This window comes from Streptomyces sp. NPDC005899 (assembly GCF_040629645.1).
GTDB lineage: Bacteria > Actinomycetota > Actinomycetes > Streptomycetales > Streptomycetaceae > Streptomyces.
Genome location: NZ_JBEXWB010000056.1, coordinates 1 through 25,948, shown reverse-complemented (window position 1 = coordinate 25,948; position 25,948 = coordinate 1). Strand labels below are relative to the sequence as shown.

Annotated in this window: 25 protein-coding genes, 2 rRNA genes and 1 pseudogene; 8 read left to right on the top strand and 20 right to left on the bottom strand. The window is 71.7% G+C overall.

All coding sequences use genetic code 11. The features are described from left to right. Positions 1–70: 70 nt before the first annotated feature. Together ABZ371_RS10385 and ABZ371_RS10380 are read right to left on the bottom strand one after the other, a co-directional pair. On the bottom strand, positions 71–1,264 hold the full coding sequence (locus ABZ371_RS10385; RefSeq protein WP_358676299.1) for a phospholipase D-like domain-containing protein: 1,194 nt from the start codon (positions 1,262–1,264) through the stop codon (positions 71–73). A 68-nt stretch (positions 1,265–1,332) separates the two neighbouring features. Continuing rightward, complete coding sequence (locus tag ABZ371_RS10380) at positions 1,333–2,871, bottom strand: helix-turn-helix domain-containing protein (protein ID WP_358676296.1); 1,539 nt, start codon at positions 2,869–2,871, stop codon at positions 1,333–1,335. A 394-nt stretch (positions 2,872–3,265) separates the two neighbouring features. On the opposite strand from ABZ371_RS10380, the gene ABZ371_RS10375 reads away from it, so the two are divergent. Continuing rightward, positions 3,266–4,036 carry a DUF4232 domain-containing protein gene (locus ABZ371_RS10375; protein WP_358676293.1) on the top strand — a complete coding sequence of 257 codons (771 nt, stop codon included), beginning with the start codon at positions 3,266–3,268 and terminating at the stop codon, positions 4,034–4,036. A 147-nt stretch (positions 4,037–4,183) separates the two neighbouring features. Next, a complete protein-coding gene (locus ABZ371_RS10370; RefSeq protein ID WP_358676290.1) occupies positions 4,184–4,591 on the top strand; it encodes a VOC family protein in 408 nt (135 codons plus the stop codon). A gap of 78 nt (positions 4,592–4,669) precedes the next feature. Here ABZ371_RS10370 and ABZ371_RS10365 read toward each other — a convergent pair. Further along, positions 4,670–5,053 (bottom strand): annotated as a pseudogene (locus ABZ371_RS10365) (ATP-binding protein); the annotation flags it as partial. Positions 5,054–5,166: 113 nt separating this feature from the next. Here ABZ371_RS10365 and ABZ371_RS10360 point away from each other — a divergent pair. The 3 genes from ABZ371_RS10360 (at position 5,167) to ABZ371_RS10350 (ending at position 6,668) form a co-directional block, all read left to right on the top strand. Beyond that, on the top strand, positions 5,167–5,991 hold the full coding sequence (locus tag ABZ371_RS10360) for a helix-turn-helix transcriptional regulator (RefSeq protein WP_358676288.1): 825 nt from the start codon (positions 5,167–5,169) through the stop codon (positions 5,989–5,991). Further along, positions 5,988–6,227: a DUF397 domain-containing protein gene (locus ABZ371_RS10355; RefSeq protein WP_358676285.1), complete on the top strand. Its 240-nt coding sequence runs from the start codon at positions 5,988–5,990 to the stop codon at positions 6,225–6,227. The genes ABZ371_RS10360 and ABZ371_RS10355 overlap by 4 nt, the downstream gene beginning before the upstream one ends. Positions 6,228–6,317: 90 nt before the next feature. Beyond that, complete coding sequence (locus tag ABZ371_RS10350) at positions 6,318–6,668, top strand: hypothetical protein (protein WP_358676282.1); 351 nt, start codon at positions 6,318–6,320, stop codon at positions 6,666–6,668. 15 nt (positions 6,669–6,683) lie between these two features. Here ABZ371_RS10350 and ABZ371_RS10345 read toward each other — a convergent pair whose 3' ends face one another. The 7 genes from ABZ371_RS10345 to ABZ371_RS10315 all read right to left on the bottom strand — a co-directional run bounded on the left by ABZ371_RS10345 (position 6,684) and on the right by ABZ371_RS10315 (position 14,866). Beyond that, on the bottom strand, positions 6,684–7,694 hold the full coding sequence (locus tag ABZ371_RS10345) for a MarR family transcriptional regulator (RefSeq protein WP_358676279.1): 1,011 nt from the start codon (positions 7,692–7,694) through the stop codon (positions 6,684–6,686). Between the two features lie 536 nt (positions 7,695–8,230). Next, positions 8,231–9,226 carry a porphobilinogen synthase gene (gene hemB / locus ABZ371_RS10340; protein WP_358676276.1) on the bottom strand — a complete coding sequence of 332 codons (996 nt, stop codon included), beginning with the start codon at positions 9,224–9,226 and terminating at the stop codon, positions 8,231–8,233. Positions 9,227–9,365: 139 nt separating this feature from the next. Then, entirely contained in the window at positions 9,366–11,033 is a 1,668-nt protein-coding gene (locus tag ABZ371_RS10335; RefSeq protein WP_358676273.1) for a bifunctional uroporphyrinogen-III C-methyltransferase/uroporphyrinogen-III synthase, read from the bottom strand. Then, positions 11,030–12,016, bottom strand: a complete 987-nt coding sequence (gene hemC, locus ABZ371_RS10330; protein ID WP_358676270.1) for a hydroxymethylbilane synthase — start codon at positions 12,014–12,016, stop codon at positions 11,030–11,032. The genes ABZ371_RS10335 and hemC overlap by 4 nt, the downstream gene beginning before the upstream one ends. Continuing rightward, on the bottom strand, positions 12,013–13,500 hold the full coding sequence (locus tag ABZ371_RS10325; RefSeq protein ID WP_358676267.1) for a glutamyl-tRNA reductase: 1,488 nt from the start codon (positions 13,498–13,500) through the stop codon (positions 12,013–12,015). Before ABZ371_RS10325 ends, hemC begins: the two co-directional genes overlap by 4 nt. Continuing rightward, the gene (locus ABZ371_RS10320; protein WP_358676264.1) at positions 13,497–14,282 is read right to left on the bottom strand and encodes a redox-sensing transcriptional repressor Rex; all 786 of its coding nucleotides are present in this window, start codon (positions 14,280–14,282) and stop codon (positions 13,497–13,499) included. The genes ABZ371_RS10325 and ABZ371_RS10320 overlap by 4 nt, the downstream gene beginning before the upstream one ends. A 308-nt stretch (positions 14,283–14,590) precedes the next feature. Next, positions 14,591–14,866 carry a glutaredoxin family protein gene (locus ABZ371_RS10315; RefSeq protein ID WP_358676261.1) on the bottom strand — a complete coding sequence of 92 codons (276 nt, stop codon included), beginning with the start codon at positions 14,864–14,866 and terminating at the stop codon, positions 14,591–14,593. Positions 14,867–14,990: 124 nt separating this feature from the next. On the opposite strand from ABZ371_RS10315, the gene ABZ371_RS10310 reads away from it, so the two are divergent. From ABZ371_RS10310 to ABZ371_RS10300, 3 genes are all read left to right on the top strand, one after another. Then, positions 14,991–15,953 carry an HAD-IB family hydrolase gene (locus ABZ371_RS10310; protein WP_358676258.1) on the top strand — a complete coding sequence of 321 codons (963 nt, stop codon included), beginning with the start codon at positions 14,991–14,993 and terminating at the stop codon, positions 15,951–15,953. A gap of 397 nt (positions 15,954–16,350) precedes the next feature. Continuing rightward, positions 16,351–17,127 (top strand): ECF subfamily RNA polymerase sigma factor, BldN family, encoded by a 777-nt coding sequence (locus ABZ371_RS10305; RefSeq protein WP_358676255.1) that lies wholly within the window; start codon positions 16,351–16,353, stop codon positions 17,125–17,127. 239 nt (positions 17,128–17,366) lie between these two features. Continuing rightward, complete coding sequence (locus ABZ371_RS10300; RefSeq protein ID WP_358676252.1) at positions 17,367–18,563, top strand: DUF5667 domain-containing protein; 1,197 nt, start codon at positions 17,367–17,369, stop codon at positions 18,561–18,563. 67 nt (positions 18,564–18,630) lie between these two features. Here ABZ371_RS10300 and ABZ371_RS10295 read toward each other — a convergent pair whose 3' ends face one another. The 10 genes from ABZ371_RS10295 to ABZ371_RS10250 all read right to left on the bottom strand — a co-directional run. Further along, positions 18,631–19,680: a lysophospholipid acyltransferase family protein gene (locus tag ABZ371_RS10295; protein WP_358676249.1), complete on the bottom strand. Its 1,050-nt coding sequence runs from the start codon at positions 19,678–19,680 to the stop codon at positions 18,631–18,633. Positions 19,681–19,696: 16 nt separating this feature from the next. Continuing rightward, positions 19,697–20,764: an NAD-dependent epimerase/dehydratase family protein gene (locus tag ABZ371_RS10290; protein ID WP_358676246.1), complete on the bottom strand. Its 1,068-nt coding sequence runs from the start codon at positions 20,762–20,764 to the stop codon at positions 19,697–19,699. A gap of 322 nt (positions 20,765–21,086) precedes the next feature. Then, the gene (locus ABZ371_RS10285; protein WP_003948845.1) at positions 21,087–21,185 is read right to left on the bottom strand and encodes an AURKAIP1/COX24 domain-containing protein; all 99 of its coding nucleotides are present in this window, start codon (positions 21,183–21,185) and stop codon (positions 21,087–21,089) included. A 110-nt stretch (positions 21,186–21,295) separates the two neighbouring features. Then, on the bottom strand, positions 21,296–21,508 hold the full coding sequence (locus ABZ371_RS10280) for a helix-turn-helix domain-containing protein (RefSeq protein ID WP_053928921.1): 213 nt from the start codon (positions 21,506–21,508) through the stop codon (positions 21,296–21,298). Between the two features lie 128 nt (positions 21,509–21,636). Beyond that, positions 21,637–22,452: a phosphatase gene (locus ABZ371_RS10275; protein ID WP_358676243.1), complete on the bottom strand. Its 816-nt coding sequence runs from the start codon at positions 22,450–22,452 to the stop codon at positions 21,637–21,639. A 127-nt stretch (positions 22,453–22,579) separates the two neighbouring features. Beyond that, positions 22,580–23,752: an acetoin utilization protein AcuC gene (locus ABZ371_RS10270; RefSeq protein WP_358676240.1), complete on the bottom strand. Its 1,173-nt coding sequence runs from the start codon at positions 23,750–23,752 to the stop codon at positions 22,580–22,582. Then, on the bottom strand, positions 23,721–24,920 hold the full coding sequence (locus ABZ371_RS10265; RefSeq protein ID WP_358676237.1) for an MFS transporter: 1,200 nt from the start codon (positions 24,918–24,920) through the stop codon (positions 23,721–23,723). The genes ABZ371_RS10270 and ABZ371_RS10265 overlap by 32 nt, the downstream gene beginning before the upstream one ends. Before the next feature lie 43 nt (positions 24,921–24,963). Beyond that, positions 24,964–25,608, bottom strand: a complete 645-nt coding sequence (locus ABZ371_RS10260; RefSeq protein WP_358676234.1) for an HAD family hydrolase — start codon at positions 25,606–25,608, stop codon at positions 24,964–24,966. A gap of 72 nt (positions 25,609–25,680) precedes the next feature. Beyond that, positions 25,681–25,797 (bottom strand): 5S ribosomal RNA (gene rrf, locus ABZ371_RS10255). A 78-nt stretch (positions 25,798–25,875) separates the two neighbouring features. After that, positions 25,876–25,948, bottom strand: a 23S ribosomal RNA gene (locus tag ABZ371_RS10250); the annotation flags it as partial.

The window sequence follows — 25,948 nt, the reverse complement described above, 5'->3', positions numbered from 1 at the left end:
GGCGCCACCACCTGCCCGGTGGTGGCGCCCCCGCTTCGTGCCGCTCCCGTGCCGCGGTCCGGGCCCCGTGTCAGAGCCAGCGGCGGATCGGGATGACAGCGGCCTCACGGGCCCGCTGCGCCGGCGAGCGGCGCTTCCAGCGGTCGCCGTCGATCAGTTCGCTCTTGGTCACGTCCTCCTCGAAGTGCGCGTCCAGGGTGGCGGTGAAGTCCGGGTCGAGCACCGCGAGCATCACCTCCTCGTCGTGGTTGAGCGAGCGGCGGTTGAAGTTCGTCGAGCCGATCAGCGAGGCGACGCGGTCGACCGTCAGCGCCTTCGTGTGCATCATCGTCGGCTGGTACTCGTAGACCTTTACCCCGCAGGCGGTGAGGTCCTCGTAGTAGTTCTGCCCGGCGAGCTGGCAGACCCGCTTGTCCGTGTGCGGCCCCGGAAGGAGGATCTCGACCGAGACCCCCCGCCGGGCCGTGTCGCAGAGGACCCCGATGAAGTAGGCGTCGGGCGCGAAGTAGGCGGTGGTGAGCCGCACCCGCTCCTCGGCGGACTCCAGGACGACCCGCAGCAGGGTCTGCATGTCCTGCCAGCCGAAACTGGCCGAACCGCGCACCACCTGCACGATCGCGTCGCCCTGGGGGCGCAGCTCGATGAACCTGTCCCGCTCGGTGAACAGCTCCTCGTGGCACTCGGCCCAGTTCTGGGCGAAGGCGGCGGCCAGTCCGTCGACCGCGGGACCACGTACCTGCACGTGGGTGTCACGCCACTCGTGCTCGTTGCGGGCGTCGCCGCACCACTCCTCGGCGATGCCCACACCGCCGGTGAACGCCGTCTCCTCGTCCGTGATGAGCACCTTGCGGTGGCAGCGGTGGTTCTGCTTGAGCGGGGACAGGTAGAGGGGCTTGCGGAACCACGCCACCTCCACGCCGGCTTCCTCCATCATCGCCAGCTGGTCCTTCTCGATCAGCCGGCTGCCGAACCCGTCCAGCAGCAGCCGCACCCGGACCCCCGCACGGGCCCGCTCCGACAACGCCTCGGCGAAGTCGCAGGCGATCTCACCGCGCCAGTACACGAACGTCATCATGTCGACGGTGTGCTCGGCGCTGCGGATGGCTCCCAGCATGGCCTCGAATATCCGGTCCCCGTTGCGGAGCGGGATCAGTTCGTTGCCCTCGGTGGCGGCGATACCGATCAGGCGCTCCAGCCTGCGCCGCAACCGCAGTGTGCGCTCCTCGTAGAGAGCGTCCGGTCTGTCGTCTGTACTTCTGGACATCGTTCACCTGGCCGACGTGAGGGGAGAGGAACGCCGACCGACTGTACCCCCGGCCACCGCTTACCCGGTCAGTAGTCCCTCCGCACCCACGTCTTCTTCTCCGGCCAGTAGTCGTACAGTGGCCGGCTGTCCATCGCCATCGTGCGGAAGGGCTGCCCGTCGTCGTCGATGCGCATCGTGCCGTGCCGGTCACCGCTGCTCCAGTCCAGCTCCAGGTACCAGCGGGCGTCGTACGTCCGGGTGCGGGCGTACACCACCAGGACCACCGGATCGTGCACGGACGTCTTGAGCGGCAGCGGGGCGGCGGGCAGGGTGCGTTCCCCGTTGTCCGTGGGAACCGCTCTGAACAAGGGCCGCGCCGCGTCCAGGTCGACCTCGTACGTGGCCACCAGCACTCCGCTGCCACAGCCCTGCGGCATCGCGTAGGCCTGCCAGGGGGGCGCGGGCGAGCGTCCCACGACCCGCACGTGGACGGCCTCCAGGACGACGGCGCCCGCCTCCTTGCCCTGCGCCACCAGCTCGATGCGCTTCATCCCGCCGGGCACGGCCTCGATGGAGCGGGCCCACGTACCCGCGTCGGACTCGTACGGCGGCGGGGGCACCCTCTCGGGTTCCCGGTCCAGCATGTAGGTCTGCTCGCACTTGCTCTCCCAGGTGTCCGGGCGGATGTGCACGGAGAGCGGCACCCCGGTCCTCGCGGGCGCACCGCCGGGCGCCCCCGGTGTCGCCTGCGGGGACGGCCGCGCCGACGGGGACGCTTCGGCGGACGTGGGTGAAGGGGACGCCGACCCCTTGCCGGCCGTCGCCCCGGCGGACGGCCGCGCTTCCGCACTCGGGGAGCGGGGCCGCCCGGAAGCCACCGCCGCCTCGCCCTTCCCCGCGGTGACGGAGTCGCCGCCCTGCGGCGACGACAGGTTGCCGAGCACCACGGTGGTGGGCACGGCCAGCGCCACCACGGCCGCGGCGGCGAGCGCGATGCCCAGCGACCTGCGGCGCCTCGCGGGGCCGCGCACGGTGCCGGGAGCGTGTCCGGGGGCCGGCTCCCGCGTCAGCTCCCCCTCCGCCTCCGGCCCGGGGCCGGTCGCCGCCCGCCGCGCGGACTCGGCCGTGGGTGTACCGCCGGGCCCGGCAGCCGCCTCCTGCTCCGCCTGCGATCGCGGTCGCTGTGGTTGCGGCTGCGGTTGTTGCGGTCGCGGTTGTGGGGCCCGCGCTCCCGCGGCTTCCGGCTTCACGGCTTCCGGCTCTGCGGCTTCCGCTTCCGCTCCTGCCCCTGCCCCTGCCTCGGCCTGCGTGTCCGCATCCGCATTCGCATCCGCTTCGGTCTTCGCCGGGATCCCCACCGCCGGACCGGGCACCCTACGCCGCTTCGCCTCGTCCGCCAGGATCCACTTCCGGTGCAGCGCCACCAGCTCGTCCGCCGACGCCCGGCAGACCCGCGCGAACCGTTCGACGGGGGCGTAGTCGTGCGGTACGGCGTCCCCGTTGCAGTAGCGGTGCACCGTGGACGTACTCATGTGCAGCTTCTGGGCCAGCGCCCCGTAGCTGAGCCCGGACCGCTCCTTCAACCCCCTGAGCAGCGCCGCGAAGTCCTGGATCTCTGTGCCCACCCTGACCGTTCCCCTCTCGTACCTTCCCGGAACGGCGTTCCAGGGAGGCGGTGTTCCCGCAGGTCAGAGCACGTAACACCGTTCCAGCGTCCCGTGTGGCCCGGCAGCCGTTGCGGCCGGATTCCCGGCCTGGACAGGATGTGGGCACACCGCGGCGCTCCGAGCGAACCGCACATCCCACCCACGTCCGTCCCGGGAGCCGCCGTGCGTACCCGACCCGAGATCAGCCTGACCGACGCGGTCGCCGCAGGGGTGTTGACCGCATGCGTCGCGGTCGTGCTCACACTCCTGCACCGCCTCTGACCATTCGTCATCGACCAGTACACCCGCCCGCACCACAGGGCGCCAAAACGGCGCCCCGGGCCCGCACCTTCCGAACGGGGAGAACCACCTCATGCGCACCCTTCGCCTCGCCCGCACCTCCGCCCTCGGCACCGTCGCCCTGATCGCGGCCCTGTCCCTGACCGCCTGCCAGGACGGCGGGGCCGGGGCGGCCGGCGCCTCCGACCCGAAGCCGGCGGGATCCGCACCTCGGAAGCCCGCCGAGGACCCCGCCGCCCCGGCCGGCAGCATCTCGGCCGCGCCGGTCTCGGACACGGGCAGCATCGCGGGCGGTTCGGATTCCGCTTCCGGTTCTTCCTCCGGCACGTCCCAGGGTTCCGCTTCCGGCACCTCGCAGGGCTCCGGTGCCGCGCGGCCCGCCGCGAAGAAGCCCCGGGCCACGGGCGACAGCGGCCCCGTCTCCCTCGCCTGTGACGGCGGGAACTCCAAGGTGAGCATCGCCCCCGTGTCCCGCCCCCTCAACCACATGCTGCTGACGGTGACCAACACCGGTTCGAAGGCATGCAACGCCTACTACTACCCGTTCCTGCGGTTCGGTGAGGCGCAGTCCGTCCCGCAGGCCGTCGAGGCGAGCAAGCCCCAGGCCGTCGTCACCCTCGCCCCGGGCGAGTCCGCCTACGCCGGTGTCATGACCAGTTCCGCCGACGGAAGCGGTACGGGCGGCTACTCCACCAAGGACCTGACCGTCAGCTTCCAGGGGCGTGCGGGATCCGGTTCCACCGGCCCGTCGGCGCGCGTCGCACTGGGGAAGAGCGTGTACGTCGACAGCACCCTGGCCGTCACCTACTGGCAGACGGAGCTGGACGACGCCCTCATGTACTGACCGGCACGTCACCGTGGGGCGGCGGACCGGGAGGAGGGGCGCCGTGCCCGTCCCCCCGGTCCGCCGCCTCGTGCCTGGGCCCAACGGCCCCTGCGACCGGGCCCCCGGACGGATGCCCGCTCCTGACGGGAGGCCTACCGTTGCGGCATGATCACCGCCCGGAGCCACCTCCGCATCGCCCGCCCCTCCCGCGACCTCACCCGCGCGGAGGCGTTCTGGGTCCAGGGACTCGGCATGAGCGCGCTGTTCCGCGGCGACTCGGACGGCACGGCGGGCACCCACGACCTGCTCATGGTCGGGCTCGCCGACGCGTCCTGGCACCTCGAACTCACCAGCGGCGGCACCCGGCCCGTCGAGCCCCGCCCCACCGAGGAGGACCTCCTCGTCGTCTACCTCGACGCCCCCGTCCCGGACGAACTGGTGGCACGGCTCCAGGAGCACGGCGGCAAGCGCGTCCAGTCACCCAATCCGTACTGGAACACCTGGGGCGTCACCGTCGAGGACCCGGACGGCTACCGGCTCGTGCTCAGCACCCGCGCCTGGTCCAACTCCTGAGCCACCCGGCCCTGTCCGTGCCGTCCCTGTCCGTGCCGTCCCTGTCCGTCGCGGCCCCTGCGGCCGGCACGGTTCACGGAACACGCACCACACGACCTTCCCGGGGTCCCGCTCCCCCACACCCCACCGGTCGGCGAGGGCCTCCACGAGCAGCAGCCCGCGCCCCGACTCCCCGTCCGGCTCCTGGACGGCCGGCACCCCACCCCCGCTGTCGTGCACTTCCACCGTCAGTACACGGGCCTCGAACCGCAACCGCACCAGATAGCCGCGCCCCGGCGGAACTCCGTGCCGCAGCGCGTTGGTCGCCAACTCGCTCACGCACACCAGTACGTCATCGAGCCGCGTGCCGAACCCCCAGTCGGTCACGGCCTCGCGCACGAACTCTCGTACCGCAGCGACCGATCGGCGTTCACGCCGGCAGAAGCGCTCACGGAGCGGCGAGAGTTGCATCGTCTCGTTCATGAGACGAGCGTCACTCTCCGTGCCTATTGTTCAGCAGTAGGTGAGCACGTACAGATCCGTTGTACGGGCCTCCGATGCATGGAGTACGCACCAGGGTGGGGAGGCCGCACCGTATGCACCCCAGGAATCGGCAGCGCAGGAACGCGTCGGCCATGAAGCTCGTCGGCAAGCTGGTCGGCCTGTTCCGCGTCGCGGCGGGCCTGACCCAGGCCCAGCTCGCGGACCGGGCGGCCGTACAACTGGAGACGATCGCCTCCATCGAACAGGGCCGCCGCGCCCTCCTCCCCGACCTGGCCCGGCGCCTGGACGCCCTGCTGGACACGAAGGGGGCGCTGGAGACGGCGGTGGACAACATGCCGGAGGTGGACCTGATCCCGGCTTGGGCGGAGCAGTACATGGATCTGGAGCGGGAGGCGTTCGTCCTGTCGTTCTTCGCCAATCAGGTCCTGCCCGGCCTGCTGCAGACGGAGAACTACGCCCGAGCCGTCTTCACCAGCAGGGTTCCCGCCTTCAGCGAGGAGGAGATCAGCGGCCTGGTCGCAACCCGCCTGCAGAGGCAGGAGCTGCTGCACCGGAAGACACCTCCCACCATCAGCTTCGTCCTCTCCGAAGCCATCGTGACCGCTCGGCTCGGCGGGCCGGAGGTACATGAGGAAATCCTGCGCCATCTCCGTGGTTGCGCTGAACTACCAGGCGTCGCGTTGCAGGTCATCCCGCTCAGCCGTCAATCACACGCCGCTCTCGACGGGCCCTTCATCCTGCTCGAAACGCCGGACTACCAGCACCTCGCGTACACGGAGACACAGCGCGGCAGCCAGGTGATCGCCGATCCGGACGAGGTCAGCATCCTCTCTCAGAGGTATGCGATGCTGCGGACGCAGGCTCTCGACATCGAGGGTACGAAGGGCCTGCTGGACCAGCTGCTAGGAGAGCGATGAGCACCCAACTTGAGTGGTTCAAGTCCAGCTACAGCGGCAGCGACGGCGGCGAGTGCCTCGAAGTCGCCTACGACTGGCGCAAGTCGAGCTACAGCGGCAGCGACGGCGGCAACTGCATCGAGGTCGCCGCACACCCCACCGCCATCCATGTCCGCGACACCAAGGACCCCGAAGGCCCCACCTTCGCCGTCGCCCCCGCCACCTGGTCGGCCTTCGCCGCGTTCGCCGCGAGCTGAGCCGGGCACCGCCCCGACGGCGGCTTCCCCTGGCGGAGTTGAGTACGCACGCTCATGTGCGCGCCCCGGCCCCCCGGTTGACTCGTACGCATGCCGGACGACCTTCTCGACCACCGCACCCCGAACGCTTGGGCAGCCCCGCTGCTGTCCACGCTCCTCACGCTGCCGATGGCAGGTGCCGCCCTCCTCTACGGCGGCCTGTCGCCCATGGCGTGCGACTCCTGCAACGGTGCGGAGGCCGACCGCTTCACCGACTCGTTCGACGCGGGCTGGGCCGTCCTCGGCATCGGCCTCGTGCTGTCGCTGGTCGTGCTGGTGGCGGCCTGGGCCGTGCCCTGGCGGCGACGGCACACCGCGAAGCGCGTGTTGCTGTCGTCCGCCGCGCCCGGAGTCGTGGTCGTCGCCGTCGTCGCGTTCATGGGCATCGTCGACTGGCCCTGACCGGGCCGCGGCGCGTCAGGGGGCCTTGAGCAGGTCGCGCAGCCCTGCGACGTAGGCATGCACATCGCGCCCGGCGGGAAGGTCCGCCGGAGCGACCGGCGCTTCCTGCCCGGGCAGGCGGCAGCCCCGGCACAGGCCGTCGGGGAGTGCCTCGGGGCGGCCGGGGACACCGCACCGGGTGCACTCCATCATCGTCCGCCGAACGGCCGTGCCGGGCGCGGGCGGTACGGCGGTGGGCGGCAGGCGGGGCGGGAGCTTGTCGGTGAGGCGGCGGCGGACGAGGCCGACCGGCGAGTCGACCCGGGCGGGGAGCCCGGCCGTGAGCGCCTCGGTGAGGTAGGCGGCGTCCACCCCCCGCGCGAACCACTCCTCGGCGAGCTGCTCCAGAACCTCGCAGTCGGCCCCGGAGAGCGCCAGGCGGGCATCCCTGCGGCCGAGCCGGGCCAGTGCCAGGTACGCGGGCGAGGGCCCCTGTTCGGCTGCTGACGGGGTCTCGTCCCGGACGGGCACCGGATCCTGAGCCCGCTGCTGAGGCACGCCGGGGGCGGGTGCGGCGGCCACCCCCACGGGCACCGCCGCGACGGCAGACGTGCCCAGGACGGCAGGTGCGGCCGACTGCCTGCCCGCGTCGGTGAGGAGCGCGCCCCACCATTCGTTGTCCCGGGCCGTCCGGGACCAGTACGTGCGGAACACCCAGCGCACCTGCCCGCCTTCACCGCCGACGAGGCACCGGACGCGGCGCAGGTGCCCGGCGACCGAGAGCGCCTTGAGGGCCGAGGCGACGGCCTGCTGGCCGTAGAGCGGCAGCTGCCGGGCCAGGCCCTTGACATCCATGGCGGCGCCCTCGGGCAGGTGGTCGATGAACCCGGCGATGTGCCGCTCACGAAGCGGCAGCAGCATGAAGTCATCGGCGGAGCGCTGCTGTTGGCCCGGGGCGGATCGCTTGCCGTAGCCGGGATTGGCCATCGGATACGGGCGCGAGGAGGCGGGGACACGCAGGGCAGAGCTAGGGTGCTCGATAGCCACGGGATCGCTCTTTCGATCTTGCGGTGAGACCCCGGCCTGGTGTTGCTAGCACCGCGTCGGGGTCGTTCTGTTTCCGCACCGTAAGCAGTAGCAACACTCCGCTGCAAGTCGCTCACAATTAGTCATACTTGCTGCTCGTGACGGGTCAGGGAGGTCGGGGAGGTTTACCCGAACCCTCTTCTACCTACCGGGTAAAGAAGGCGCTCGAACCCCGAAGCCTGTATCTCGCCGCCCGAGTCCCGAAGCTCAAGCGCCGGGCCCGTGGGCCCGTTCCTCTCCCACGAACGAGTGACCCGCCCCGCCCGGGGCTCGAAACCCGAGATCCGGGCGCCGGGCCACGGGCCCCGAGAGCCGGAGCACCCCGCCCCACTCACCGCACCGCGAGCAACCGCACGCACCGCCACACCCACGCACCTGAGCGGTCCTCGGCACCAGCGGTGCCGCCCCGACCCGGACAACCGTCACCCGCCCCGCGCCCGGCAGCACGGAAGCGGGCCACGGCAACCGTGACCCGCTCCAGGACCTCGTACGGGGCGTCAGCGCCCCAGGCGCTGCGCGACCTCCGTCGCCCAGTACGTCAGGATCATCCGCGCACCCGCGCGCCGGATGCCCGTCAGGCTCTCCAGGATCGCCGCGTCCCGGTCGATCCAGCCCTTCTCCGCGGCCGCCTCGATCATCGCGTACTCACCGCTGATCTGGTACGCCGCCACCGGCACGTCCACCGCGTCCGCGACCTTGGCGAGGATGTCCAGGTAGGGGCCGGCCGGCTTGACCATCACCATGTCGGCGCCCTCCTCCAGATCGAGCTCCAGCTCACGCAGCGACTCCCGGATGTTCGCCGGGTCCTGCTGGTAGGTCTTGCGGTCGCCCTTCAGCGAGGAGCCCACCGCCTCACGGAACGGGCCGTAGAACGCCGAGGAGTACTTGGCGGTGTAGGCGAGGATCGACACGTCCTCGTGCCCGGTCTGGTCCAGCGCGTCGCGGATCACGCCGACCTGGCCGTCCATCATGCCGCTCGGTCCCACCACGTGGGCGCCCGCGTCCGCCTGGACCTGGGCCATCTCGGCGTACCGCTCCAGCGTGGCGTCGTTGTCGACGCGGCCGTCCTCGGTCATCACCCCGCAGTGCCCGTGGTCCGTGTACTCGTCCAGACAGAGGTCGGACATGACCACGAGGTCGTCGCCGACCTCTTCCCGGACCGCCCGCAGACCCACCTGGAGGATGCCGTCCGGGTCGGTGCCCGCCGTACCCCGGGCGTCCTTCTTCTCGTCCAGCGGCACACCGAACAGCATGATCCCGGAGACACCCGCCGCCACCGCGTCGACCGCGGCCTTCCGCAGGGTGTCCAGGGTGTGCTGCTGCACTCCGGGCATGGCCGAGATGGCGACCGGGGCGTCGATGCCCTCGCGCACGAACGCGGGGAGGATCAGGTTCGCCGGGTCGAGCCGGGTCTCGGCGACCATGCGCCGCATGACGGGGGTCGTCCGCAGCCGGCGGGGCCGCGAGCCGGGGAAGTTTCCGTACACAGTCATCCTTCGAGACTAGACCCGCGCGCATCGCCGTCTTACCGACAGCCGAGCCGGAAAAACCGCCCCGCGGAGCAGGCCGGAAACACCGGGGCCCGGCCGCTCCACAAGGAAGCGGCCGGGCCCGTGCGCCCACCGGGGACCCTCAGGTCGTCGTGCGGCGCCGTCTCGCGCCTGGACGGCGCTCGCTCGGCCGGGTCACCGGGTCGCCGGCCTCCTTCGCCGCGTCCCGGCGCTGCGCGCCGAAGTCCGCCAGCGCCTGGGCCAGCTTGTGGACCGACGGCTCCGGGGACAGGACGTCGACCCGCAGGCCGTGCTCCTCCGCCGTCTTCGCCGTGGCCGGGCCGATGCACGCGATCACCGTCACGTTGTGCGGCTTGCCCGCGATGCCGACGAGGTTGCGCACTGTGGAGGACGAGGTGAAGAGCACCGCGTCGAACCCGCCGCCCTTGATCGCCTCCCGGGTGTCGGCCGGCGGCGGCGAGGCGCGCACCGTGCGGTACGCGGTCACGTCGTCGACCTCCCAGCCCAGGTCGATGAGCCCGGCCACCAGCGTCTCCGTGGCGATGTCCGCCCGCGGCAGGAACACCCGGTCGATCGGGTCGAAGACCGGGTCGTACGGCGGCCAGTCCTCCAGCAGACCGGCGGCCGACTGCTCGCCCGACGGCACCAGGTCCGGCTTCACACCGAAGTCGATCAGCGCCGCCGCCGTCTGCTCACCGACGGCCGCGACCTTGATCCCGGCGAAGGCGCGGGCGTCGAGCCCGTACTCCTCGAACTTCTCCCGGACGGCCTTCACCGCGTTCACCGAGGTGAACGCGATCCACTCGTAGCGGCCGGTGACCAGGCCCTTGACCGCGCGCTCCATCTGCTGGGGCGTGCGCGGCGGCTCCACCGCGATGGTCGGCACCTCGTGCGGCACGGCACCGTAGGAACGCAGCTGGTCGGAGAGCGACGCCGCCTGCTCCTTCGTCCGCGGTACGAGCACCTTCCAGCCGAACAGCGGCTTCGACTCGAACCACGCCAGCTGGTCGCGCTGGGCGGCGGAGCTGCGCTCCCCGACCACGGCTATGACCGGCCGGTGCCCGTCCGGCGACGGGAGGACCTTGGCCTGCTTCAGGACCTGGGCGATCGTCCCCAGGGTCGCCGTCCACGTCCGCTGGCGGGTCGTGGTGCCGGCGATCGTGACCGTGAGCGGGGTGTCGGGCTTGCGGCCCGCCGAGACCAGCTCACCGGCGGCCGCGGCCACCGAGTCGAGCGACGTGGACACGACGGCCGTCGCGTCGCTCGCGCCGACCTCCGCCCAGCAGCGGTCCGAGGCGGTACGGGCGTCGACGAAACGCACGTCGGCGCCCTGCGCGTCCCGCAGCGGCACACCGGCGTACGCGGGCACGCCCACGGCGTTCGCGACACCGGGGACCACCTCGAAGGGCACGCCCGCGGCAGCACAGGCGAGCATCTCCGCGCCCGTGTCGCCGTCCATGCCGGGGTCCCCGGTGACGGCACGGACCACCCGCCTGCCGCCCTTGGCGGCCTCCATGACAAGATTGACGGCGTCCCTGAGTACGGGTACTCCGGCGGCTGTTGACGCCATGTCAACAACCGTCACCTCAGGCGTGCTCACCCCTGCCCGCGCATGGCAGCGCACGACGTCGAGGACGTCGGGCTCCGCCACAAGGACGTCCGCGCTCGCGAGCGCCTCGACGGCGCGAAGAGTCAGCAGTCCCGGGTCGCCGGGACCGGCGCCGAGGAAGGTGACGTGCCCTGCGGACAGGACAGGGAAGTCGGATACGACGGGGCCGATGGGGCTCAAAGTGCTCGCTCCCCCATAAGACCGGCCGCACCCTTGGCGAGCATCTCGGCCGCGAGTTCGCGACCGAGAGCCACCGCGTCGTCGTGCGACGTGGGAACGGATCCGGTGATGGACAGCTGCACCAGGCAGGAGCCGTCGGTGGAACCGACGACACCGCGCAGGCGCAGTTCGTTGACAGTCTGACCGTCGACCAGGAGGTCGGCCAGCGCACCCACGGGTGCGGAGCAGCCGGCCTCCAGGGCGGCGAGCAGGGCGCGCTCGGCGGTCACGGCGGCCCGGGTGTGCGGGTCGTCGAGCTCGGCGAGCGCTGTGGCGAGACCGGCGCTGCTCGCAGCGCACTCGATCGCCAGTGCCCCCTGGCCGGGAGCGGGCAGGACGGTGTCGACCGGCAGGAAGTCGGTCACCTCACCGCTCCGGCCGAGACGGCTGAGCCCGGCGGCGGCCAGAACCACCGCGTCGAGCTCACCGCTCCGTACGAAGCCGATGCGCGTATCGACGTTACCCCGGATCGGCACGGTCTCGACGTCGAGGCCGTGCGACCGGGCGTACGCGTTCAGCTGCGCCATGCGGCGCGGGGAACCGGTGCCGATACGGGCACCGGACGGCAGTTCCGCGAAGGTCAGCCCGTCCCGCGCGACCAGCACGTCACGCGGGTCCTCGCGCGGCGGCACGGCCGCCAGGACGAGGCCCTCCGGCTGTGCGGTCGGCAGGTCCTTGAGCGAGTGGACGGCGAAGTCCACCTCGCCGCGCAGCAGCGCCTCGCGCAGGGCGGCGACGAACACGCCGGTCCCGCCGATCTGCGCCAGATGCTCCCGGGACACATCGCCGTACGTGGTGATCTCGACCAGCTCGACGGCGCGCCCGGTCACCTCGCTGACGGCCTCGGCGACGATGCCGGACTGCGCCATGGCGAGCTTGCTGCGCCGGGTGCCGAGCCGGAGCGGCTCGCTGTTCTCCCCACCCAGGGGTGAGTTGTCGGTCATGACCGCCCTCTATTCGGGTCGTTCAGGTCTGCCCGGGAGACGGCGGCCACCGTCTGCGGGTCGAGGTCGAAGAGTTCCCGCAGCGCGTCCGCGTACCCGGCACCGCCGGGCTCGCTGGCGAGCTGCTTGACCCGCACGGTGGGCGCGTGCAGGAGCTTGTCGACGACGCGGCGCACGGTCTGCGTGATCTCGGCGCGCTGTTTCTCGTCAAGGCCGGGAAGGCGCCCGTCGAGCCGGGCGATCTCACCGGCCACCACGTCGGCGGCCATGGTCCGCAGCGCGACCACGGTCGGCGTGATGTGCGCGGCCCGCTGGGCGGCGCCGAAGGCGGCGACCTCCTCGGCGACGAGCGTGCGCACCCGGTCCACATCGGCGGCCATCGGGGCGTCCGCGGACGCCTCGGCGAGCGACTCGATGTCGACGAGGCGCACACCGGCGACCCGATGGGCCGCTCCGTCGATGTCGCGCGGCATGGCGAGGTCGAGGAGGTGCAGCCGGACGGGGCCCTGGGCCGCGTCCGGCACGGGCACCCGGCGCGCGGCCCGGCCCAGTGCGGCCACGGATCCGTTCTCCACCCACGCCGCGTGCTGGTCCAGCTCGCCCGGCACCGCGGCGGCCGGGGCGGTGGACGGCCTGTACGCGCTGTCGAAGGCCACGCCGAGCGCCTCGGCGACGGCCTCGGCGGTCAGCACCAGCCCGGTGGCCCCGGTGCACGAGACGACGACGTCTGCACGTGTCAGTTCGTCGCCCACCGCGCCCATCTCGACGGCACGCGCCGAGCTCCGGCCGCCCTGCCCGAGGATCTCGACGAGCCGGTCGGCCCGGGCCCGGGTCCGGTTGGCGACGACGACCTCGGCCACACCGGCGCGCACCAGGGTGGCGGCGGCGAGCGAGGACATCGACCCGGCACCGATCACCAGGGCGCGCTTGCCGGCGGCCCACTCGGTGACCTCGGCGCCGTCCGCGAGCTGCTCCAGGCCGAACGTGACGAGAGACTGCCCGGCCCGGTCGATGCCGGTCTCGCTGTGGGCGCGCTTGCCGACCCGCAGGGCCTGCTGGAAGAGGTCGTTCAGCAGCCGCCCGGCGGTGTGGAGCTCCTGCCCCCGCGCGAGCGCGTCCTTTATCTGGCCGAGGATCTGGCCCTCTCCGACGACCATCGAGTCCAGTCCGCACGCCACCGAGAACAGGTGGTGGACGGCTCGGTCCTCGTAGTGCACGTAGAGATGAGGAGTGAGTTCGTCCAGCCCCACGCCGCTGTGCTGCGCGAGCAGCGTCGACAGCTCGGCGACGCCCGCGTGGAACTTGTCCACGTCGGCGTACAGCTCGATGCGGTTGCACGTGGCCAGCACGGCCGCCTCGGTCGCGGGTTCCGCGGCGAGTGTGTCCTGCAGCAGCTTCGTCCGGGCGTCGGCCGGCAGCGACGCCCGCTCCAGCACGGAGACGGGGGCGCTGCGGTGGCTCAGCCCTACGACCAGGAGACTCATGCCGGCATCACGGCGGGCATGTCCCCGTCGGGTCCCTTCCGGCCGGCGGGAGTGGCGCGCACGGGCGGCGCCTGCTCCATGCCGGCGTCCACGGCCGCGGTGCCTTCGGCGGCCGCTTCCTCGCCGGCCTTGCGCTGCTCGTGGAAGGCCAGGATCTGCAGCTCGATCGACAGGTCGACCTTGCGCACGTCGACGCCGTCGGGCACGGACAGCACCGTGGGCGCGAAGTTCAGGATGGACGTCACCCCGGCGGCGACGAGCCGGTCGCAGACCTGCTGGGCCGCTCCGGGCGGGGTGGTGATGACACCGATGGACACGCCGTTGTCGCTGATGATCCGGTCGAGGTCGTCGGTGTGCTGTACGGCGATCCCGGCCACGGGGGTACCCGCCATCGCGGGGTCCGCGTCGATCAGCGCGGCGACCCGGAAACCACGCGAGGCGAAGCCGCCGTAGTTGGCGAGCGCGGCGCCGAGGTTGCCGATGCCGACGATGGCGACGGGCCAGTCCTGGGTGAGCCCGAGTTCGCGGGAGATCTGGTAGACGAGATACTCGACGTCGTACCCGACACCGCGGGTGCCGTAGGAGCCCAGGTAGCTGAAGTCCTTGCGCAGCTTGGCGGAGTTGACCCCCGCCGCCGCGGCGAGTTCCTCGGAGGAGACCGTGGGAACCGAGCGCTCGGAGAGCGCCGTCAGTGCGCGTAGATACAGCGGAAGGCGGGCGACGGTGGCCTCGGGAATTCCTCGGCTACGGGTCGCCGGTCGGTGAGTTCGGCCAGTTGCCACGGTGCTCCTGCGGGATGAGCGGGGCTGCAGGCGGCCGTATGTCCTAAGACCGCCCCGTCGACAGCAGGCTATGTCTTTGTGAACGCGTGCACAAAGATAGTGTCCGTTTTGTCCGGTCAAAGTGACCGGGGTCACGCATATTCCTCGCGCGATCCCGGAACCCGGGACCTCATCAGCCCGTTGCGGGCCCGAAGGGGGCAAAGCGGTACACACTCCTCATATCCGCGCCCCCCGAGAGCACTCAAAACGCCCACGATGGTAACCCGGTTTCACCCCGTAAGCCCCCTTCGCGCCCCCGCGGACCCCCCCTACGCGCCGAGCGCCGCCCGCAGCCGCGCCGGATCCACCCGCCAGAACGTGTGCTGCTCCCCGTCGATCAGCACCACGGGGATCTGCTCCCAGTACTCCTCGTACAGGCCCTCGTCCCGGGTGATGTCCTTCTCCACCCACGACGCGCCGGTCTCCTCGCACACCGCGTCCACCACCGCCCGCGCCTCCTCGCAGAGATGGCAGCCGGGCTTCCCCACGAGGGTCACCACCCGGTCCGCGGGCTTCTTCTTCGCACGACGCAACAGGGCACTCATACCCTCATTCTGCGCCCACCGGGTCACCACGCCGTCACCCGTTCGACACGACGTCCCCGAAGAGTTCACACCGCCGCCTCCCGCCGGGTCGGGAACGACCGGACGCAATGGCTATGCTCACGCCATGGCCGCTCTTGGATGGCTCACACCCCGCAGGCGCCCCGCGACGGCACGCAGCGTGCTGGCAGGCGAGGCGGCGGCCGAGGCGGCCCAGAAGGCGACACTCCCCGCCGGTGAGTCCCCCTTCCCCCCCGACGCCACGGAGCTGCTGGCCGCCGCCGGCAAGCCCGGCGAGCCGGCTTTCCCCGTGGCCGGGGACGACCGCGCGGCCGCCTTCTTCGACCTCGACAACACCGTCATGCAGGGCGCCGCGCTCTTCCACTTCGGCCGGGGCCTGTACAAGCGGAAGTTCTTCCAGCGCCGCGAACTCACCCGCTTCGCCTGGCAGCAGGCCTGGTTCCGGCTCGCCGGCGTGGAAGACCCGGAGCACATGCAGGACGCCCGCGACAGCGCGCTGTCCATCGTCAAGGGCCACCGCGTCGCCGAGCTGATGTCCATCGGCGAGGAGATCTACGACGAGTACATGGCCGACCGCATCTGGCCCGGCACCCGCGCCCTCGCGCAGGCCCACCTCGACGCCGGCCAGAAGGTCTGGCTGGTCACGGCCGCACCGGTGGAGACCGCCACCATCATCGCCCGCCGCCTGGGCCTCACCGGCGCGCTGGGCACCGTCGCCGAATCGGTCGACGGCGTCTACACCGGCCGCCTCGTCGGCGAGCCGCTGCACGGCCCGGCCAAGGCCGAGGCCGTCCGCGCGCTGGCCGCCGCCGAGGGCCTGGACCTGGAGCGCTGCGCCGCGTACAGCGACTCGCACAACGACATCCCCATGCTGTCCCTGGTCGGCCACCCGTACGCGATCAACCCGGACGCGAAACTGCGCAAGCACGCCCGCTCCCTGGACTGGCGGCTGCGCGACTACCGCACCGGCCGCAGGGCGGCCAAGGTCGGCATCCCTGCCGCCGCGGGCGTCGGAGCCCTGGCCGGCGGGACCGCCGCCGCCGTGGCCCTCCACCGCCGCCGGCGCTGAAGCCGGGGCCCTCCCACCACGCCGGCCTCCCATCCGCCGCGCGGAGGGGCGCCAAGACCGCACCCGGGCCACGCCCGGGGACGTACGGCCATACGTGAGGCGTCCGCACCCGCCCCCACCCACCGCTCCGGCCAGTCGCGTTCCGTACGGGTGACCACAACCCGTCGCCCCCACAGACAGTTGACGAAGCGAACCGATCGTTTACCGATCACTTGGCGCTAGGCGAACCGTCACTTAAAGGTCACGGAAACGACGCAACCGATGATTTAAGCAACTGGGTGTAGCACGGCCTGTACGAAGCGTTATTCTCCTCAGACGCATCAAGAGCCCGTCCCCCGTCACCACGGGTGACGGTTTTCGAACTGCACGTGATGGAAGCTCTGCCTCTGGGAGTCCCGTGTACCCACACGTCGGGGTTGACACCTCGGGCCTGGCTACGCTCCGCGCAACGGTCCTCGACCTCTTGCGCGGCTTCGTCCCCACCGCGTACGCCGCCCCCGCATTTGCCACCCCTGCACCTGCCGGCCCCTGCTACGCGCTGGCCGAGCGCAGTGCGGCGGTCGGAAGACGCAGCAACCGCGGCGCCACGACCACGCCTGCCGTCCGCCGGCCGACAGCCGACAGCGACAGCGCGCGCATGATGGACCTCGTCGAGCGCGCGCAGGCCGGTGAGGCCGAGGCCTTCGGCCGCCTGTACGACCAGTACAGCGACACCGTGTACCGGTACATCTACTACCGCGTGGGAGGAAAGGCCACGGCGGAGGACCTCACGAGCGAGACGTTCCTGCGCGCACTCCGGCGCATCTCCACCTTCACCTGGCAGGGGCGCGACTTCGGCGCCTGGCTGGTCACGATCGCCCGGAACCTGGTCGCCGACCACTTCAAGTCCAGTCGTTTCCGGCTGGAAGTGACCACCGGCGAGATGCTCGACGCCAACGAGGTCGCGCGGAGCCCCGAGGACTCCGTCCTGGAGTCCCTCTCCAACGCCGCACTGCTGGAGGCGGTGCGACGGCTCAACCCGCAACAGCAGGAGTGCGTCACGCTCCGGTTCCTGCAGGGCCTCTCGGTCGCCGAGACCGCCCGGGTCATGGGAAAGAACGAGGGCGCCATCAAGACCCTGCAGTACCGCGCCGTCCGCACGCTCGCCCGCCTCCTGCCCGACGACGCCCGCTGACCGCCGCCCGCGGGCGCGTCCGGTACGGCGTTCCGTCACCTCCAGTGACGTGCTCGTGACACAGAGCAGGATCATCCGCCGTCCGTAACCCAACTGCCGCGCCACTCGTTGTGCCGGATGCAGGCCCCCTGTCGCCACCCGGACCGGATCCACTCGCTCGATCGTGTGGAGAAGCGTCCGGTGGGCAACCTTCCGGACCTCAGGGGAGTCGACCGTCATGACGAGAGGAGGTGCCGCCAGTGATCGCAAACGTTTCGGCACACCGGCGGGCGAACGCCTTCGCCCAGGCCCTGGAGGAGCAGTCCACCCAGGGTGCGGCGGCCGTACAGCCCGAGGAACCGGCCGAACAGGCCGACCACGGACAGCTGTTGGCCCTGGCGAACGGCCTCGGCGAGCTACCGGGGCCTGGAATGGATCCCGAGGTCAAAGTGGTGCAGCGAGCCCAGCTCGTCGCCGCCATGGAAACCATGTTCGCCGAAGGTGGTGCGTCCACGGGCCCTACGGTGCCCGAACAACGGGGCAAGGGAGCCCACCGGGCCTCCCCGCTCCGGAAACTGCGTCCACGCTCCCGCTGGGCGAAGGGCCTGACCGCCGGCGGGCTCACCGTCGGTGTGGCCGCGGGCGCCCTGGGCGGAGTGGCCGCTGCCAGTTCCGACGCCCTGCCCGGTGACTCCCTGTACGGACTCAAGCGCGGCATGGAGGACATCCACCTCGGCATGGCCGACGGCGACGCCGACCGCGGCGAGGTCTACCTCGACCAGGCCTCGACCCGGCTCAACGAGGCCCGCCGCCTGATGGAGCGCGCCCGCTCCGGCGAGATGGACCACGAGTCGCTCGGCGAGGTGCGGCGCACGCTCGACGGCATGACACGGGACGCCACCGAAGGCCACCGCCTGCTCCACTCCGCCTACCAGCGGGACGGCTCCCTCGGGCCGATCCGGACGCTGGACACCTTCTCCCGCTCGCACCGCGCGAGCTGGAGCAGCCTCCGCGACAGGCTGCCCGTCCAGCTGACCGACATCGGTGACAAGGTCAGCTCCGTCTTCGAGGCCATGGACCAGGAGGTCGCCCCTCTACAGGCCCTGCTCCCCCGCCCCCCGGACAGCGATGCCGGCGAGACGCGGTCCGCCTCGCCCGGCCGTGGCAGGGGTCCCTCCGGATCGGCCGGCACGGCACCGTCGTCGCCCGCCGGCTCCCCCGGCGGAGCGGACGACAGCACCACACCCAAGCCCTCCGGCTCCGGCAGCAGTTCGGCCGAGGGCCTGGTCGGCGGAGGCACGGACGGCCTGCTGGACGACCTTCCCACCGACGGCGCCACCCCGTCCCGCCCCGACGGCGACACCGGCCGGCCACCCGCACCGGACGTGACCCTGCCGCCCCTGCTCCCCGGCCTGCTGCCCGGCCTGGGAATCGACGGCGAGGACTTCGAGCCGTAACCGGGCACGCGAGGCGGGGGCCGGTGGACCGGCCCCCGCCTCGTCGCCGCGCCCGGCTCCGCCCGGCTCAGAAGAAGACCGAACGGCGCTGCACCAGCAGCTTGTACAGCGTGTGCTGGATCTGCTCCCGCACCTGGTCGGTCAGGTTGAACATCAGCATCGGGTCCTCCGCCGCCTCGGGCGGATAGCCGTCCGTCTCGATCGGCTCACCGAACTGGATCGTCCACTTCGTCGGCAGCGGCACCGCCCCCAACGGCCCCAGCCACGGAAACGTCGGCGTGACGGGGAAGTAGGGCACACCGAGAATCCGCGCCAGCGTCTTCGAGTTGCCGATCATCGGATAGATCTCCTCGGCGCCCACGATCGAGCACGGCACGATCGGCACCCCGGCCCGCAGCGCCGTCGACACGAAACCGCCCCGCCCGAAACGCTGCAGCTTGTACCGCTCGCCGAACGGCTTGCCGAGGCCCTTGAACCCCTCCGGCATCACCCCGACGACCTCGCCCCGCTGCAACAGCCGTTCCGCGTCCTCCGCGCACGCCAGCGTGTGACCGGCCTTCCTGGCCAGCTCGTTGACCACCGGGAGCATGAAGACCAGGTCGGCCGCGAGCAACCGCAGATGCCGCCCGGCCGGATGGTGGTCGTGCACCGCGACCTGGAGCATCAGCCCGTCCAGCGGCAGCGTCCCCGAGTGATTGGCCACGACGAGCGCCCCGCCGTCCGACGGGATGTTCTCGACGCCCTTGACCTCGACCCGGAAGTACGACTCCGCGAGCGGCCGCAGGACCGACATCAGGACCTGGTCGGTGAGCTCCTCGTCGTAACCGAACTCGTCGACCTCGTAGTCACCCGTGACCCGCCGCCGCAGGAACGCCAGCCCGCCCGCGATCCGCCGGTCCCAGACACCCCGCCGGGAGTCCTCCCGCGGCTCCTCGGAGGCTTTCGCCGCCTGGTCGGCCCCTTCCGGCACCTGTCCCCCCGGGAGGGCGCTGACGGGCGCCGCACCCGCCCCCGCGGGCGTCTGCCCCCGGCCGGCCCCCGGCAGAGCACCTCTCCGCCGGGCCGCGCCGGCTCGCGAACGGTCGTCGTCGAACGGAAGGACCTTGGCGTCCGCCATCGTGGGTCGCGCTCCTCTACCTGGCGCCGTGCGTCGAATGTGTACCGGCCGCGCCCCCGGCGAACGGCAGTCCGGCCAGCCGGCCGACGGCCCTGCCCACCTTCTCGGGCGGCAGCAGCCCCGGCCCCCGGCTCCGCACGAACTCCGCGAACGTCTCCGCGGTGGTGAACGCCGGCCGGAAGCCCAGGGTCTCGCGCATCTGTACGGTCGAGACCACTCTGCCATGGGTGAGCAGCCGGATCTGCTCCGGCGAGAAGTCGGTCATCCCGACCGTACGGAGCGCCGAGCCCACCCACGTGACGGCGGGCAGCAGCACCGGCACGGTCGGCCGGCCCAGCCGCCTCGAGCACTGCGAGAGCAGCAGCACCCCGTCGCCGGCGATGTTGAACGTGCCGCTGTTCAGCGTCCCGCGCCGGGGTTCACGGGCCGCGATCTCCAACACGTCGACGACGTCGTCCTCGTGGACGAACTGGAGCCTGGGGTCGTATCCGAAGACCGTCGGCAGGACCGGCAGCGACAGGTAGTCGGCCAGCGGCGAATCGGGCGCGGGGCCGAGGATGTTCGCGAACCTGAGCACGCACACGGCCACGTCCGGCCTGCGGCGGGCGAACCCGCGCACGTAGACCTCGACCTCCACCGCGTCCTTCGCGAAGCCGCCGCTCGGCAGGGACTTGGGCGGGGTCGTCTCGGTGAACACCGCCGGGTCACGCGGGGCGGAGCCGTAGACGCCCGTACTCGACTTCACCACGAGCCGCTGGACGGTCGGCGACTTCTGGCACGCACCGAGCAGCTGCATGGTGCCGATGACGTTGGTCTCCTTGACCGCCGTCCGGCCACCCGGGCCCAGCGCCTTGGCCGACACGTCCAGATGGACGACCGTGTCGACGGAGTGCTCCGCCAGGACCCTGGCGATCGCCGGCTGCCGGATGTCCGCCCTGACGAACACGGCGTCACCCAGCCCGTGTCCGGGCGCGACCGCGTCGACGGCGATCACCCGGTCCACCGCCGGATCGTGCTGGACGCGCCGGACGAAGCGGCCTGCCAGCTGCCGGGCCGCGCCTGTGACGAGCACGATCTTCCCCAAGATCAGCGCCTTCCGTCGGTCGTTCCTCGGACGGGGTCTTCCCCTGGCCGTCACCGTAGCCGGTGGACACCGGCCTGTGACGGCCCCAGGGCCGGCTTTACCGAACCGATGGCGGGAAACACACCGACGCCGGACCCCACCGGGCGGAACGCCGCGCATCCGGCCGCTCCGGCACCGCGGGGCCGCGGACGACGGGCCCGGAACACACCTCGGGACCGGGCCACGGGGCGCCCGGCACCCGGGGCGGGCCCCGGGCCGGACACGCGCCGAGGCCCCCCCGCCAGGACGGCGGGAGGGCCTCGGACTCACGAACCGCGTTCGCTTACTTCTTGTTGCGACGCTGAACGCGCGTGCGCTTGAGCAGCTTGCGGTGCTTCTTCTTGGCCATCCGCTTGCGCCGCTTCTTGATAACAGAGCCCACGACTACCCTCGCTCACTTCTTCTTCACTGGTGCGGGGCGTCTGGGCCCACACGACCTACGTCGGCCTAGCCTACCCGCCACCGCGTGAGGGACGTAATCCGAGGGCGACGTCAGGCCGACTCCACCCCCACGAAGGACTCACGGAGGTACTCGTGAACCGCTTGCTCCGGGACCCGGAAGGACCTTCCCACCCTGATCGCCGGCAGATGACCGCTGTGCACCAAGCGGTACACGGTCATCTTCGACACCCTCATGACCGAGGCGACTTCCGCCACGGTCAGAAACTTGACCTCGCTCAGAGGCCTCTCGCTGCCAGCAGCCATGACCCACCTGTACCTTCCGCACGGGACGCGCACCGGCTTCCCCTCCGGTGACTCTTCGTCGCTGTGCGCTCACTCCCCAGATTAGGGGCGGGTGATGCGAGTGGGGAAGAGGTGAGACGATCGGCCGCCTACTGTGACAGACGCGCCCGATTGAGTACATACCGAGTGAGCGGCAGGTAGTACTCCGACCGGACGCCGTCGTCGACCGGCACGGCCACCGACACCTGCCCCTCCGCCTCCCCCACGAACAGCGCGGGATCGTCCGTGTCGGCCAGGCCGATCGCCTCGATACCCAGCTGACCAGCACCGCAGACCCACCCGTGGTCCCCCACCACCAACTCCGGCAGGACCCCCCGCCGCTCGGCGATCCACCCCAGCGCCATTCGGACCGGCAGCGGGGAATGGGTGTGTGCGCCGGTCCCACTCCCCCGGGGCCGCACGCCCGGTTCGCGCACCAGCACGACTCCCCGTACGTGGTCGAGACGGTACGTGCGTACGCCGAACCTGGTCGTCATGTCGACACATCGGCCCTGCGCCGGTGTGAGTACGGTGCATCCGGCCGCCGACAAAGCGTCTGCCAGCGCGGCGTAGAAACCGAGCAGACGGTGCGGGTGCCCCGTCCCGAACAGCACGGGGGCCCGTCTGCGCGCCGCGTACGCCAAACGTCGCGCGAAGGCGTCGAGGCCGGCGACGGTCCGCTCCGGATCGATCACGTCGAGCCCGGACACATGGCCCGGGTCGTCCGACACCCCGCACCGGTCGGCCATCAACCGCAGCAGGTCCCGCTCCCCCCAGGGCCGTTCGGGAGCGAGCCCCAGCGTCACACGCGGGTCCCCCACCGCGAAGAGCCGATAGCTCCGCAGGCTGTCCTCACGCGAGGTGGCCACGGGCCCGGCCAGCCGGGCCGCCAGCAGATGAGCGCGCAGCGCTCCGGTGCTCAACACCCTCCCGATGCTCCCGCACCGAGAGCCACCGCACACCGGCAAGCCCGCTCCTGCCACCCGTTGGCGTGACCGGGCTTGCGCGGACGGCCACGGCCGCACTCACCGCGGCGCCCCCGGACGGGGGCCCTCAGGCGAGCAGCCCCCGCAGCGGGAACACCGAACGCCTGGTCGCCAGCACCGCCTGGTCCAGCCGGTCCGCCGGGTCGTACCCGTCCTCCCACTCCCGCCACGACGGCGTACGCCCGTCCGTCATCCGCGCCGGCCCCAACTGCCGTGTACGGGCGTACACCTCGTCCCGCCACGAGGAGGGGATCACCGACTCCGGATCGACCGGGGCGTGCGCGGCGATGCCCACCAGGTGGGTCCACGAGCGCGGCACCACGTCCACCACCGCGTAACCGCCACCGCCCAGCGCCACCCAGCGCCCGCCCTCGGCGCAGGAGTGCGCCAGTTCGTGACAGGCCGTCATGACGGCATGCTGGGCGTCCAGGGACACCGCGAGGTGGGCGAGCGGGTCCTCGAAGTGCGTGTCCGCCCCGTGCTGCGTCACCAGCACCTGCGGCCGGAAGTCCGCCAGCAGCTCCGGCACCACCGCGTGGAAGGCCCGCAGCCACCCGGCGTCACCCGTACCCGCGGGCAGCGCCACGTTCACCGCGCCACCCTCGCCCGCACCGGAACCCGTCTCCTGCGGCCACCCGGTCTGCGGGAACAGCGTGCGCGGGTGCTCGTGCAGCGACACGGTCAGGACCCGCGGGTCCTCCCAGAACGCCGCCTGCACCCCGTCCCCGTGATGGACGTCCACATCGACGTACGCCACCCGTTCGGCCCCCAGCTCCAGGAGCCGGGCGATGGCGAGCGCCGGGTCGTTGTAGACGCAGAACCCCGAGGCGGCCCCCGGCATCGCGTGGTGGAGCCCGCCCGTGAAGTTCACGGCGTGCGCGGTCTCCCCGCGCCACACCGCCTCCGCCGCCCCCACCGAGAGCCCCGCGATGAGCGCCGACACCTCGTGCATCCCGGCGAACGCCGGATCGTCCGCCGTCCCGAGCCCGTACGCCTGGTCGGCGGCCCGCGGGTCCTTCGACGCGGCCCGGACGGCCCTCACGTAGTCCTCGCGGTGCACCAGCCGCAGGGTGGACTCACCCGCGGCCTTGGCCGACCGCACCTCCACCGACCCGTCGAGGCCGAACGCCCGGACCAGCCCCATCGTCAGGGCCAGTCTGACGGGGTCCATGGGATGACCGGACCCGAAGTCGTAACCCGTTACTGCCTCATCCCACATCAGCCGCGCGCGCCCGCTCATGTCCGCCACCGTATCGGGCGGGTTCCGCGCCGAACGACCTGGCGTACACGAGCGTGGCGAGGACCAGCACCATCGGGACCACCATCGCACCCCGATAACTCCACGCGTCCCCGAGAGCCCCCACCAGTGGCGACCCGACCAGGAAGCCCACGTAGTTGAAGACGTTCAGCCGGGCCACGGCGACATCGCTCGCACCGGGGAACAACCGGCCCGCCGCCGCGAACGTCTGCGGCACGATCACACACAGCCCGAACCCCAGCATGGTGAACCCGAGCATCCCCCACCAGGCCCCCGGCGCCACGGCGACCACGGCGAACCCCGCGGCCGCCAGGACGCTCCCGCACCGCACCACGGCCGCCGCCCCGAACCGCCGCACCCCGAGGTCCCCGACGGCCCGCCCCAGCAGCGTCGTCACCATGTAGACGTTGTACGGGACCGTCGCCAGCTGCTCCGAACCGCCCAGCACGTCCCGCAGGTACTTCGCACTCCAGTTGGAGACCGTCGAGTCCCCGATGTAGGCGAAGGCCATCACCAGGCAGAGCGGCAGCAGCAGGGAGAACGGCACGGACGTCTTCGCCCTCGGCCCCGACGCGGGACCGACGGGCGCCCCGCCGCCCGTGTACCACCGGCTCCCCACGAGGGCGGCGGGCAGCAGGACGGCCACGGCCGGCAGGTAGGACACGAGCAGCGGCAGGTCCCAGTGGGCCCCGGCCCACGCCATCGAGGCCCCCGCCATCCCGCCCAGGCTGTACGCGGCGTGGAAGCCGAGCATGATGCTGCGCCCGTACGCCCGTTGCAGGCTGACACCCAGCATGTTCATGGACGCGTCCAACGCCCCGACGGCGAGCCCGAACACACCGAGCGCCACGGCCGCCTGCCACACCTCGCGGCCCGCGCCCACACCGAGGAGCGCCAGCAGCACGACGGGCTGCGCCCACCTGAGGACCACGCCGGGCCGTACGCGTGCGACGACCTTCTCGGTCGCCACGCTGGCGAGGCCCGCCAGGACGGGCACGGCGGCCAGGAAGAGGGGCAGCAGCCCGTCGGATATCCCGTACCGGCTCTGTACGGCCGGGATGCGCGTCACGAGCAGCGCGAAGGCCACTCCCTGCACCAGGAAGCTGAGGGCCAGGGAGGCCCTGCCGTGCCGCAACCGCGCATCCGTCATGGCCGCGAGCGTAGGGCCGGGGGCTCACCGCTGGGTAGGCGGATCAGGCAAGGAGTTTGGGGAGCTGCGACATGTCGGAGAAGTGCCCAGTGACCCCGACGAGCCGGTCGGCCGGCATCATCGAGGTGAAGCCGTACACGTCCATGCCGGCCGAGCGGGCGGCCTCGACACCGAGCGGGCTGTCCTCGATGACCACGCAGCGCTCGGGGGCGACACCCATGCGGGCTGCGGCGTGGAGGAACAGGTCCGGGGCGGGCTTCCCGCGCCCGACGTCCTCCGAACTGAAGATCCACTCGTCCTCGAACCACTGGTCGAGCCCGGTCCTGCGGTGCCCCGCCGCGATCTTCTGGTGGCTTCCGGACGAGGCGACGCAGTACGCCACCCCGTCGGCGACGAGCGTGCCGAGGAGCTCCTCGACGCCTTCCACCACGACCAGCTCGTCCTGGAACGCGGCGACGGTCCGCCTGTGCAGCTCCTCGTCGAAGGACGGGGGGAGCTTCTGGCCGGTCCGCTCCTCCACGAGGTCGTGGATCCGGTGGACCGCGGCCCCCATGTAGTCGCGGATCGACTCCTCGTACGAGGTGAGGTGGCCCAGCTCTGTGAGGTAGCCGGCGAGGACGGTGTTGGAGAGCGGCTCACTGTCGACGAGCACGCCGTCGTTGTCGAAGATGACCAGTTCGTAGCGCATGGTTCGAGCCTAGACGCTCAGAACGCAGAAAAGCCCCGTGCCACAAGGGCACGGGGCTTTCCCGGAATAATTGTTCGGCGGCGTCCTACTCTCCCACAGGGTCCCCCCTGCAGTACCATCGGCGCTGAAAGGCTTAGCTTCCGGGTTCGGAATGTAACCGGGCGTTTCCCTAACGCAATGACCACCGAAACACTATGAAATTAACCAACACCGGAAAAAACACGGCCGTTCGTTATTTCAGAACTAACACAGTGGACGCGAGCAACTGAGGACAAGCCCTCGGCCTATTAGTACCAGTCAGCTCCACCCGTTACCGGGCTTCCACATCTGGCCTATCAAC

Bases quoted from the DNA above. Each gene is read 5' to 3' on its own strand.
- ABZ371_RS10350 (WP_358676282.1), top strand. From the start codon at position 6,318: ATGCCGGACGACCTTCTCGACCACCGCACCCCGAACGCTTGGGCAGCC.
- ABZ371_RS10260 (WP_358676234.1), bottom strand. From the start codon at position 25,608: ATGCGCTACGAACTGGTCATCTTCGACAACGACGGCGTGCTCGTCGAC.
- ABZ371_RS10295 (WP_358676249.1), bottom strand. From the start codon at position 19,680: ATGGCGGACGCCAAGGTCCTTCCGTTCGACGACGACCGTTCGCGAGCC.
- hemB (WP_358676276.1), bottom strand. From the start codon at position 9,226: ATGACTGTGTACGGAAACTTCCCCGGCTCGCGGCCCCGCCGGCTGCGG.
- ABZ371_RS10315 (WP_358676261.1), bottom strand. From the start codon at position 14,866: ATGAGTGCCCTGTTGCGTCGTGCGAAGAAGAAGCCCGCGGACCGGGTG.
- ABZ371_RS10325 (WP_358676267.1), bottom strand. From the start codon at position 13,500: ATGAGTCTCCTGGTCGTAGGGCTGAGCCACCGCAGCGCCCCCGTCTCC.
- ABZ371_RS10265 (WP_358676237.1), bottom strand. From the start codon at position 24,920: ATGACGGATGCGCGGTTGCGGCACGGCAGGGCCTCCCTGGCCCTCAGC.
- ABZ371_RS10385 (WP_358676299.1), bottom strand. From the start codon at position 1,264: ATGTCCAGAAGTACAGACGACAGACCGGACGCTCTCTACGAGGAGCGC.
- ABZ371_RS10370 (WP_358676290.1), top strand. From the start codon at position 4,184: ATGATCACCGCCCGGAGCCACCTCCGCATCGCCCGCCCCTCCCGCGAC.
- ABZ371_RS10375 (WP_358676293.1), top strand. From the start codon at position 3,266: ATGCGCACCCTTCGCCTCGCCCGCACCTCCGCCCTCGGCACCGTCGCC.
- hemC (WP_358676270.1), bottom strand. From the start codon at position 12,016: ATGACCGACAACTCACCCCTGGGTGGGGAGAACAGCGAGCCGCTCCGG.
- ABZ371_RS10310 (WP_358676258.1), top strand. From the start codon at position 14,991: ATGGCCGCTCTTGGATGGCTCACACCCCGCAGGCGCCCCGCGACGGCA.
- ABZ371_RS10355 (WP_358676285.1), top strand. From the start codon at position 5,988: ATGAGCACCCAACTTGAGTGGTTCAAGTCCAGCTACAGCGGCAGCGAC.
- ABZ371_RS10280 (WP_053928921.1), bottom strand. From the start codon at position 21,508: ATGGCTGCTGGCAGCGAGAGGCCTCTGAGCGAGGTCAAGTTTCTGACC.
- ABZ371_RS10360 (WP_358676288.1), top strand. From the start codon at position 5,167: ATGCACCCCAGGAATCGGCAGCGCAGGAACGCGTCGGCCATGAAGCTC.
- ABZ371_RS10270 (WP_358676240.1), bottom strand. From the start codon at position 23,752: ATGAGCGGGCGCGCGCGGCTGATGTGGGATGAGGCAGTAACGGGTTAC.